At 53.8% G+C, this 9,866-nt stretch carries 11 protein-coding genes, 1 tRNA gene and 1 pseudogene; 11 read left to right on the top strand and 2 right to left on the bottom strand.

Annotation, left to right across the window (positions count from 1 at the left end; genetic code table 11):
- Positions 1-107: 107 nt before the first annotated feature.
- Positions 108-182: transfer RNA gene (locus tag ACPLUI_RS07065), tRNA-Gly, on the top strand.
- A gap of 178 nt (positions 183-360) precedes the next feature.
- Here ACPLUI_RS07065 and ACPLUI_RS07060 read toward each other — a convergent pair.
- Together ACPLUI_RS07060 and ACPLUI_RS07055 are read right to left on the bottom strand one after the other, a co-directional pair.
- A complete protein-coding gene (locus ACPLUI_RS07060) occupies positions 361-1,239 on the bottom strand; it encodes a glycosyltransferase family 2 protein (RefSeq protein ID WP_424659562.1) in 879 nt (292 codons plus the stop codon).
- Positions 1,240-1,259: 20 nt separating this feature from the next.
- Positions 1,260-1,724, bottom strand: coding sequence for a carboxypeptidase-like regulatory domain-containing protein (locus ACPLUI_RS07055; RefSeq protein ID WP_424659561.1), 465 nt, complete (start codon positions 1,722-1,724; stop codon positions 1,260-1,262).
- A gap of 224 nt (positions 1,725-1,948) precedes the next feature.
- Here ACPLUI_RS07055 and ACPLUI_RS07050 point away from each other — a divergent pair, with 224 nt between their 5' ends.
- The 10 genes and pseudogenes from ACPLUI_RS07050 to ACPLUI_RS07005 all read left to right on the top strand — a co-directional run.
- A complete protein-coding gene (locus ACPLUI_RS07050) occupies positions 1,949-2,722 on the top strand; it encodes a glycosyltransferase (RefSeq protein ID WP_424659560.1) in 774 nt (257 codons plus the stop codon).
- A 49-nt stretch (positions 2,723-2,771) separates the two neighbouring features.
- Positions 2,772-2,936, top strand: a pseudogene (locus tag ACPLUI_RS07045) (hypothetical protein); the annotation flags it as partial.
- Between the two features lie 30 nt (positions 2,937-2,966).
- A complete protein-coding gene (locus tag ACPLUI_RS07040; RefSeq protein WP_424659563.1) occupies positions 2,967-3,392 on the top strand; it encodes a hypothetical protein in 426 nt (141 codons plus the stop codon).
- Positions 3,393-3,416: 24 nt separating this feature from the next.
- A complete protein-coding gene (locus ACPLUI_RS07035) occupies positions 3,417-3,917 on the top strand; it encodes a cyclic nucleotide-binding/CBS domain-containing protein (protein WP_424659559.1) in 501 nt (166 codons plus the stop codon).
- A gap of 149 nt (positions 3,918-4,066) precedes the next feature.
- Entirely contained in the window at positions 4,067-4,216 is a 150-nt protein-coding gene (gene scfA / locus ACPLUI_RS07030; protein WP_424659558.1) for a six-cysteine ranthipeptide SCIFF, read from the top strand.
- Positions 4,217-4,268: 52 nt separating this feature from the next.
- Positions 4,269-5,624: a thioether cross-link-forming SCIFF peptide maturase gene (scfB, locus tag ACPLUI_RS07025; RefSeq protein WP_424659557.1), complete on the top strand. Its 1,356-nt coding sequence runs from the start codon at positions 4,269-4,271 to the stop codon at positions 5,622-5,624.
- A gap of 245 nt (positions 5,625-5,869) precedes the next feature.
- On the top strand, positions 5,870-7,261 hold the full coding sequence (locus tag ACPLUI_RS07020; RefSeq protein ID WP_424659556.1) for a peptidoglycan DD-metalloendopeptidase family protein: 1,392 nt from the start codon (positions 5,870-5,872) through the stop codon (positions 7,259-7,261).
- Positions 7,262-7,430: 169 nt separating this feature from the next.
- Positions 7,431-8,009, top strand: coding sequence for a tetratricopeptide repeat protein (locus ACPLUI_RS07015; protein ID WP_424659555.1), 579 nt, complete (start codon positions 7,431-7,433; stop codon positions 8,007-8,009).
- Positions 8,010-8,252: 243 nt separating this feature from the next.
- Entirely contained in the window at positions 8,253-9,170 is a 918-nt protein-coding gene (locus ACPLUI_RS07010; protein WP_424659554.1) for a peptidase MA family metallohydrolase, read from the top strand.
- A gap of 92 nt (positions 9,171-9,262) precedes the next feature.
- Positions 9,263-9,866 (top strand): UDP-N-acetylglucosamine 1-carboxyvinyltransferase (locus ACPLUI_RS07005; RefSeq protein WP_424659553.1); only part of this gene is annotated, 604 nt, incomplete at its 3' end.

Here is a 9,866-nt window from a genome sequence, read left to right as displayed (position 1 = left end):
GTTGGTAAAATCGGTGGGGTTAGAAAATTTCCTACAGTGTGTTGACTTTATCCTTGCCGAAATGAGCCCTTGACTATTTTTTTGGAATTGCTATAATAAAAGCGTAAGCGGGTGTAGCTCAATGGTAGAGCATCAGCTTCCCAAGCTGAGGGTTGCGGGTTCGATCCCCGTCACCCGCTCCAGTATTTTGCAGAAAAATCAAGCCCTCCCGGATTCGGGAGGGCGATGTCGTATAATAAAGTCCTGCTCTCCTGCCATATTCACAATTCAACCCGGACAGAAAATTTTCATGTTCCTGCAGTAAAAACAGGGATTTCCGCGAAAACCGGGAGTTGATACTCCCGGTTTGTTTTTGGAGGCTTAAAAATTTATGCCGAAATGGTCCATGAACCAGTCATCGTCATAACAGCGCCTCGCCAGGTAACTGCGTCTTATTGCCCAGACATCGCTGAATAGTAATCCTGCCAGCGTTTCTCCGAAGCCCCGGTGCAGTTTGGATGCTTCTATCGCCTTGCCTATACGTTTCTGGTTGAAGTGTAAAAAGGCCATGCGCAACATGTTGTGGACAAGATCAAGCCAGCTTACCGGGTAGGGAGACTTTTGCCGGAATACGTGTATAATTTTTACACCGGGTGCCACTGCGGCCCGGTAACCAAATAACCAGGCCTTTAAAGAGAATTCCTGATCGTCGTACCCAAAAACGTGAAATCCTTTTTCAAAACCGTTCAGGTCTTTGAAGACGTCCCGGCGCACCATGAGACAAGCGCCGGGGACAAGCGGTACATATGTAACTTTCACAGGTTCTCTGTAAAGCCACTGCCAGTTCAGCTTATCGTCCCAGGTTACCCCGTAACCAATTGCCTGCGGGTTGGCAGCGGAAGCGATGCCCGGGCAAACCAGCTCGGCCTCCTCATGGACAATTGGAGCGACCAGTTTATCCAGCCAGTAGTCTTCAAAGATCAAGTGGGCGTCGCAAAAACAAAGGATCTCACCACTTGCTGCCCCGGCTCCGAAGTTCCTGGCCCCGCTTACACCCATGCCGGAGCTCTGCAGGCAGGTTACCCCATAATCTCTGGCTCCCAGAAAATCGCAGCAACCATCGGTTGAGCCGTCGTTGACAACAATAACCTCGTATGATATTCCCGTTTTCGCCATCAGCAGTGAACGGAGGGTTTGCTGCAGGTAAGGCCCTTCGTTACGGCACGGAATGACAATTGAAACAAGCGGTACCCCTGGCATCTTCCCACCTCATTTTGTAATTAAGGGCAATCTTTGGGTGGGAATGGTTTTACTGGCGGAAAAGGTGCGACGGGTGGGAATGATGATATTGGTGGGAAAGACGCCATTGGTGGGAAGGGAGCCACCGGCGGAATGGGGAGAACTGGTGGAAAGATACTGGAATATTTTAACTCCTTTTGTTGCCCCTGTTCCATAATATCCCAGTAAAAAATTTTCATTTTAAATTCAATTCCCGGTGCCAGTGGGCCAAATGAAAAGTGACCATCTTCATCTGTGAAAGTGTGTCCGATAAGAGAACCTGTTTTCCCCTCCTCCCCTTTAAAGAAGAACTGTACTACAGCACCCTGCACGGGCGAACCATCCGGGCGTCTCACCGTTCCACTTATTAAAACGCGGTTTTCGGGAACCAGGTAGAAATCATATTGTTTTTGAGTGTCGCTATTTTCGGCTGCGACCAGATCGAAACTGACTGGTTGATAAGACATTGTTTTTCACTCCTCGTATGCTGAGTAGCAGGTAGTAACCACCAGGGAACTGGGGTTCCGGTTCGGGCTAACATAAAATTATCCTGATGTATTTTAAGAGGGTTATTTATCATATTCATATTATGTTTCTGGCTGGGGCAAGGTGCACACTTTCACGCTCTTACATAATATGTAAAAACAAAAGGGATCCCGGTTTTTGTTCTGACAGGAGGGGAAAACTATAAATGATACCGAAACTTGTAAGCGTCCTGTTACCCGTCTTCAATCAAAAAAACACCCTGCGGGAGGCGGTTGATAGTGTTCTTTCCCAGAAATACTCTTACCTGGAGCTTATTGTTATCAATGATGGTTCTACCGACGGACCAGAAGAAATATTGAGCATATATAACGATCCGAGGGTAAAGTATTACGCCCAGCCACATGCAGGACTTCCCCGGACGCTAAACTATGGATTGAGCATTGCTCGCGGTGAATTTATTACCTGGACTTCGGCCGATAATATTATGTTACCCGGTATGCTTATGGATCTGGTGGCGGTTCTGAATACATTCCCTAAATATACCGCTGCTTACAGCGGTTATTATCATATCGATGCTCAGGGACGAATCGTTGGCTTAAATCCCAAGGGCCCCTTTGTATCTGACCCTGGCTTGTTTTTTAACCATTGCTACCGTGAGTTTTTTGTGGCACAATACTGTAATTTTGGCCCCGCCTTTCTTTACAGGGCTACGGCATGTCGGCAGGTCGGAGGGTTCGATGTTGATTGCGAGGGAATCGAAGATGTGGATTACTCACTACGCATAGCCGCTGTTGGTCCCGTTTTATGGGTGCCGAAGCTATTATATAAATACCGCTTGCATGAAGCTTCCATGTCCGGGCGGGAAAAAAGCGGACAGATCTCTTACCGGCAGGGACGGGCAAGGTTCTGGGAAAAAGTGAGGGATAATGCTTATGCATTAAGAAAAGAGGTGGCCGGTATTGGCTGTATACCAGATTGAACTGACCAATTACTGTAATTCTAACTGCTCGTGGTGTGGAAACCGGGATATGAAACGCCCGCGCGGGTTTATGGACTGGGAAACCTTTGTGCACACGGTTTCCTATCTGAAGCAAGAACCCCCCCCGGGAGGAGTTGTTGGCCTGCACCATTTCGGGGAAAGCCTTCTCCATCCGCAATTGCCGGCTTTCCTTGAATACTTGAAACAGAATAATATTAACTGGCGGTTGAGTACAAATGGTCGCTTGCTTAAGAGGGCAGACATTCGCACAATGCTTTTAACCTACCCCGGACTGCTTGTAATCAGTATGGAAAACGGGGCTGACCCGGAAGATGTTAACACCCTTATCCTGGAGAAAAAGGCCCAGGGGGCACCGTTGCAAATTCTTGTACAAACCTTCGGTGATGCCGACCTCCGCCGCCTCGTTTCGGGTGATTACGAAATATTCAGGGTTAAGCGGCATTCCTGGGCTAAAAGCGGCCAGGGCGATTATCTCAAGTGCTGCTTTCTAAACCAGGATTGGGTTTGCGTACTTTGGGATGGAACAATTGTCTCCTGTTGCATGGACATGGAAGGAGAGGCACGGCTAGGGCATGTGACTGGAAAAAGAAACCGCAACTATCCCTGGCGGGCTTGCCGGACATGTGAAGTTGTTATGCAATGTCTGTGAAAAGTAGAAAAAGGGGGGCTTTTCTTGCCTGAAACAAAAAAAGTCAGGGAGCTCATGGTACCGCTGTCTGAATACCCGGTTGTCTATGAAACCGATACCCTGAAGGAAGCGATCAGGGTGCTCAGGGATTATCGCGCTGCCGGTCACGAACACCGTTCCCTGCTCGTTTTCAGCAGGGAGAAGAAGGTGGGAAATGAGGAACGGCTGGTGGGAATTCTTACTACCAGGGACATCCTCAATGCCATTAAGAAAAACCGCATGCTTTATGACAACACGGAGTTATTTACCATGTCGTGGGCCTTTTTCTACCGCAGGGAACCGCTCAGTGAGCTCACCGTGACCAGGGTGGGGCAGGCCATCCGCCCCCTTGTGGATGCTTACCTGCAGGCTGACGACACCGTAACCAGGGCCGTCGAGCTGATGATGACCAAGAACGTAAACCTCCTGCCCGTTTTCGAAGGTAAAAAAGCCGTGGGTATCATCAGAGCCATAGATATTCTGGACTACATCTCCTCCATGCTGTAGAGTACCCCGGTGGTCCGTGGCCATTGGGGAGTTCGAGAGAGTTGTAATCCACCTCGATTAATTCTTTTTGGACTAAAGACTCTTGTCTGGCGGGCCTGGCCCGGGGTATAATGGAAAAAAGCTTAATAAAAGGAGGCGCATTTAAACCTATGGCCAAGCACATCAGGACCATCAGCCGCCCCTCACTGGCCGGTACTGTCCAGGGCAGGGGTTGCGGGGAATGCCAGACTTCCTGCCAGTCGGCCTGTAAAACTTCCTGTACCGTGGGCAACCAGGCCTGCATGAAGGAGGACAAGTAACTGAAAAACCTGATCCCGCCCGGGATGAGGTTTTTTTCTTGAGGGAAGATGTATGATACACAAGTTTGTCTTTGATGATTACCGCATTGTACTGGACGTCAACAGCGGGGCCGTGCACCTGGTTGATGAACTGACCTGGCGTCTTTTGGACGACTATCCCTTTTTGAATCGCCGCGATCTGGTGGCCAGGTACTCCCGCAGCTACCCGCCGGTCGAAGTGGAGGAGGCTATTGGGGAAATTGAGGAACTGGTGCGGGAGGGCCTGCTGTTTTCCCCCGACCCTTTAAATGGCCATTATGAACCGGCGGGTAACGAGGTGGTGAAGGCCCTTTGCCTGCACCTGGCCCATGACTGCAACCTGGCCTGCCGCTACTGTTTTGCCGGCCAGGGTCACTTTGGCGGCCCAAGCGGCCTGATGCCTTTGGAAACCGGGCGGCGGGCGCTGGATTTTCTCTTTGCCGCATCTGGTACCAGGCGGCACGTGGAAGTGGACTTTTTTGGCGGTGAACCGCTGTTGAACCTTGCCGTTCTCAAGGGACTGGTGGAGTACGGCCGGCAGCAGGCCGACCGACTGGGCAAGGTCATCAAGTTTACCGTGACCACCAATGCTTTGCTTCTCACCCCGGAGGTCGGCCGCTACTTAAACGAGAACGATCTGGCCGTCGTGCTCAGTCTGGACGGCCGGCAGGAAGTACACGATGCCATGCGCGTCTTCCCCGGCGGCCAGGGTTCCTACGCGAGGGTGCTGGACCATATCAGCCGTTTTGTTTCCTCCCGGCCGGGGGGTGAGTATTATGTGCGGGGGACCTTCACCCGCCACAACCTGGATTTTGCGCGGGATGTGCTGCACATGGCGGACCTGGGCTTTGAGCACATCTCGGTGGAGCCTGTAGTGGCTCCCTACCATGAGGAGTATGCCCTCCAACCGCAGGATGTGCCCCGTATCTGCGAGGAATACGAAGAACTAACCCGGCAGCTGCTCAGCCGCGCACGTAAGGGCCGGCGGATCAACTTCTTCCACTTCAACATCGACCTTGACGGGGGGCCGTGTCTGCCCAAGCGCTTGACGGGGTGCGGAGCCGGACGGGAATACCTGGCCGTCTCCCCGGAAGGCAAACTTTATCCCTGCCACCAGTTTGTCGGCCGGCCGGAATACTGCATGGGGGATGTTTACACAGGTATTGTCCGTCCCGAAATCGTAGCCGAATTCCGCTCCTGCCACGTATACAGCAAAGATGCCTGCAGAGAATGCTGGGCGCGTTTTTACTGCAGCGGAGGCTGTCATGCCAATGCACACGCCTTTCACGGCACGATCTTCACTCCCTATGAAATTGCCTGTGCTTTGATGAAGAAACGGATTGAATGCGCCATTTTTTTGAAGGTTGCCATGGCAGACGGGAACTCTTAAAAATTGCTCCCTCCGGCCCGTTTTTAAACCGGGCCGATATTTTTGATGAAAATAGAAGCAGAACAGCCAGAACCTGCCTTATTCCGGTTATAACCGGCTTTACTCGACAAATTTCACATTGTTATAATATTCGTGTAACTATAGTAAGGGGGTCTGGTGTGCCGGCACAAACAACCTACCTGATAATATAAGGTTGCCGGTTGTCTGGTTGGCTGACCAATCATTCCCCAAGAGGAGTAAAAGCTGTGTTGTGGCCAGGTAGCACCATGTCTTTTTTCAAGGGGTTCGGCCTTACCCGGGTGTTGCGCCGTTTCCTGTTCGAAGAGCCCCTGACTCCTGCCCAGGTAATCTACCTGGTGGCCATTACCGTGGTGGTAATGGCCTATGGACCTTTAATAACTCGTGATTCCGGCGGCTGGGCTTTGCTGGTGGACGGCCGGGTGGTTGCAGTCTGTCCCATCCGGGAAGAGCTGGAGAACACCATCAATCACAGATTCTACTTTGGGGATTCTGGTGTTGACTTTCTTCACCGCGTAACCATCCGCCGTGCTGCTGCCGGTGAGGGTCCGTGGCTGTTGTCGGACCGGCAGCTGGAAGATGTCCTGGCCCGGATTTCGGGTGCTGAATCCCGGTGTACGGCCCTGCTGGTGAACGGTGAGCTTAAACTGGCAGTGGCGGACCGTCGCGTCGCCCGTCGGCTCATCGAGGAGTTTAAAAGCCGGTACGGTGTGCCCGGGGGGGATGTCCGGCTGCTTGAGAAGGTTAGCTTTGCAGATGTCCGGGCACCCGCCTCCGCTATTTTGAGCTTCCAGGAAGCGATGGAGTTCATTGACTCGGGTGGGCGCCGGCCCGAACTCTACACTGTCCGGGCTGGAGATACCCTGTGGGCCATTGCCGCCGGGGCGGGCATGACGGTGGAAGAGTTGCAGGCTGCAAATCCGGGTTTAACTCCTGAGAGACTGCAGATAGGCCAGAAGCTCAATTTATCCCGCACCGTGCCGGTGCTCAACGTTCTGGCTACTGTGCAGCGCACGGAAAAGCGGGAAGTGCCTTTCACGGAGGAACGGCGGCGGGACAACAGCATGTACCGCGGCCAGCAGCGCATTCTGCAGCCGGGGAAGCCCGGCGTGGAGGAATTCACCTGGCAGGTCGTGTATCTTAACGGTCGGGAAGTGAAAAGGGAAGTGCTGGAAAGCCGGCTGGTCAGGGAGCCTGAACCCCGTGTGGTGGCGGTGGGGTCGCGAATGCTCCTGGCATCCCGTTCCGGGGCCGGGGGTGCGCTTGCCTGGCCCGTTGTGGGCGCTATCGAATCACCCTTCGGGATGCGCTGGGGGAGACTCCACACCGGTATGGACATTGCTGCGGGTACCGGCACTCCGGTCCGGGCTGCTGAATCGGGGCGCGTAACCAGCGCGGGCTGGGATGGCGGCTATGGCCTGGCAGTGGATGTTTACCACGGGGATGGCGTGGTCACCCGTTATGCCCACCTGTCCAGGGTTGAGGTACGGGTCGGCCAGCGGGTGGAACGCGGCCAGTTGCTGGGCCGGGTGGGGAGCACCGGTCTCGCCACCGGGCCACACCTGCATTTCGAGGTGCTGGTCGGCGGGCGGCCTGTCGACCCGGCCCGGTTTCTGTGAAAAAAATCCAGGCATGAAACACCTCTCCCGAACCGTATTACTCCGGGGAGAGGTGTTTTTTTTTGCTTTTGCCCCGGAGGATTTTCCCCTGCCTGCGGCGCTGTTCTGCGTGCGAGGCAATTGTGGTATAATGGTCAAAAACAGTTTGCTCTGAAAAGGGGTTATGGTCATGGCTTTTTCTTACCGTGAACGTAGAAAGAGACGGCAACGTATTGCTTTTATCATCCTCACGATCTTTCTTTCCCTGGGGTTACTGGGGACGTCGATCGGCTGGTTTTTTGATTTTCGTTCTCCTGCCACGCCCTCCGGGACAGAACCGCCGTCTCCGGATAAGGTTATCGGGGATCTTGAGTCCCGCTACAGGGCCAATCCGAATGACGCCGACCTTGCAGCCCGGCTGGGCCAGGCCTACCTGGATGCGGGGAAAATGGATCAGGCCCTTAAAGCTTACGAAAAAGCTGTACAGCTGAAACCGGAAAACGGTGATTTTCGCCTCGAGCTTGCCCTGGTGCAGTTTCTGATGGGGCGTTACGATGAGGCTGCAGCCAGTTGTAAGGAGGAGATAAGGCGTCACCCGGGGAACGCCCGGGCCCATTACTATTACGGCCAGGTGCTGGCCCTGGGGAAAGGGGACTATCAGGGTGGCATCCGGGAGCTGGAAAAGTTCATTCAACTTGCCGGTCAGGGCGATGACGTGACCCAGGCACGCAAGATGATCGAGGAGTGGAAGTCACAACTGAAAAAGTGAGGGCTTGTAAATTTGGATCGGAAGGCCCCACCGGCCCTGGCGGGACTGCCTTTAGTTTCCTCTAGGATGAAGATGCCGCAGACGTTATAATTATAAATCAGAGCAGGTAAATCCGGTTTAAAAAGCGGGTCCGCCATTGGCAGGACGTTGTCCATAACCTGAAAGAGGGGCCCTGAAAAAGGCCCCTTTAATCATGCCGGCTATCCAATTGACAGTTTAACTGATTAAGGGAGTGAATGCCTCTTGAACATTTACCCCTTTATGACGCCTCAACCTTCTTCCGGTGCGGGACAGCTTTTTATCTGGTTCTGGTTGAGAATGCTGGCCATTTTTATGGCCTTCACGTTTTTCCTCGCTTTACGGCTTCCCGGACAGGTGCGCGCGTGCCTTTATAATATCTTCCGGGAGGCCTCCCGGGCACAGGTGATGATCAGCACCCGCCACCTGCCCACCCTATCCGACGGCCATTTTGTGGTGCGCTATTATCCCGGGGATGACGAAAGCGCGCGACTGGTGCTGAAATCCGCCCGGGAGTTCTACCCCCTCGTAGCGCGGGACTTCCGTTTCGACTCCCGGGAAAAGATACCCGTCATTGTACATCCCACCCGGGAATCATTAAATGCCAGTTTTGGCTGGCCGGCCAGTGAAAGTGCCATGGGAGTGTACTGGGCGGGGGTGATCAGGGTTCTTTCGCCGACCGCCTGGATAGATGCCCGGGACTCCCGCCAGATAGAAGAGGTTTTCAATGCTTCGGGACCTGTGGCTCACGAGTTGACACACCTGGTGGTGGACTACATCACCCGGGGTAATGTCCCCCGCTGGTTTACCGAAGGCGTTGCGCAATACGAAGAGTACAGGCTCACAGGATTCCGGCTGGCCGGGACCAGTGAATTTGCAGGGCAGCCACTTTATGATTTTAAGGAGATGGAGCGGGACTTTGACCGCCTGCCCAATCAGACCCTGGCCTACTGGCAGTCACTGGAAGCTGTGGAATACCTGGTCGACGTCTATGGTGATGAGAGCCTGCATAAAATTTTAGCAGCGCTGGGACAGGGGGACAGTATGGACACTGCTCTCAAACAGGTTACCGGACAGGACCTCGACTGCTTTGCTGCCGGTCTTCGCTCGTGGCTCGGCCAGAAACAGGCCGGAAACAATTGATTGTTGTAAAAGCTTCTTTTATGGCAGGAATTGCGGGAGGGGATCGAGAATATAGGTTTAGTTTTTTTCACGACGGGAGGAAAACATCTTCTATGGATAAACTAGTTGTTGCCGGGAGAATATCCCTGCGGGGGCGGGTTGCCGTTAGCGGGGCCAAGAACGCTTCCCTGGCTATTTTGTGCGCGGCCGTAATGGCCACGGAACTGGTTACTCTGGATAACGTTCCGGACATCAGAGATGTTCAGGTAATGGTGGAGATACTCCGCTCCATGGGGGCACAAATACACCGCACCAGCCCCGGTGGCAGCCTGCGTATGCTCATGACGGATCCGCCTGCCAGGATGCCTCTCTACCACCTGGCCAAACAACTGCGGGCTTCCAATTTATTGCTCGGTCCCCTGCTGGCCCGTTTCGGCCGTGCGGAAATCCCTCTCCCCGGGGGGTGCAACATCGGGACCAGGCCCATGGACCTGCATTTCAAGGGCTTGACTGCCCTGGGAGCGCAGCTTTCCCTTGAACGGGGTACGGTAATTGCCCGGGCCGACAGGCTGGAAGGCAACCGGATATACCTGGACTTCCCCAGTGTGGGGGCTACGGAAAATATCATTATGGCTGCGTGCCTGGCACGTGGGCAGACGGTTATCGAAAATGCCGCCCGGGAGCCGGAAGTGGTGGACCTGGCCAACTTTTTGAACT

Source organism: Desulfofundulus sp. (assembly GCF_049701015.1).
GTDB lineage: Bacteria > Bacillota > Desulfotomaculia > Desulfotomaculales > Desulfovirgulaceae > Desulfofundulus.
The sequence above is the reverse complement of the archived record's forward strand: the minus strand, read 5'-3'. Positions and strand labels throughout refer to the sequence as shown.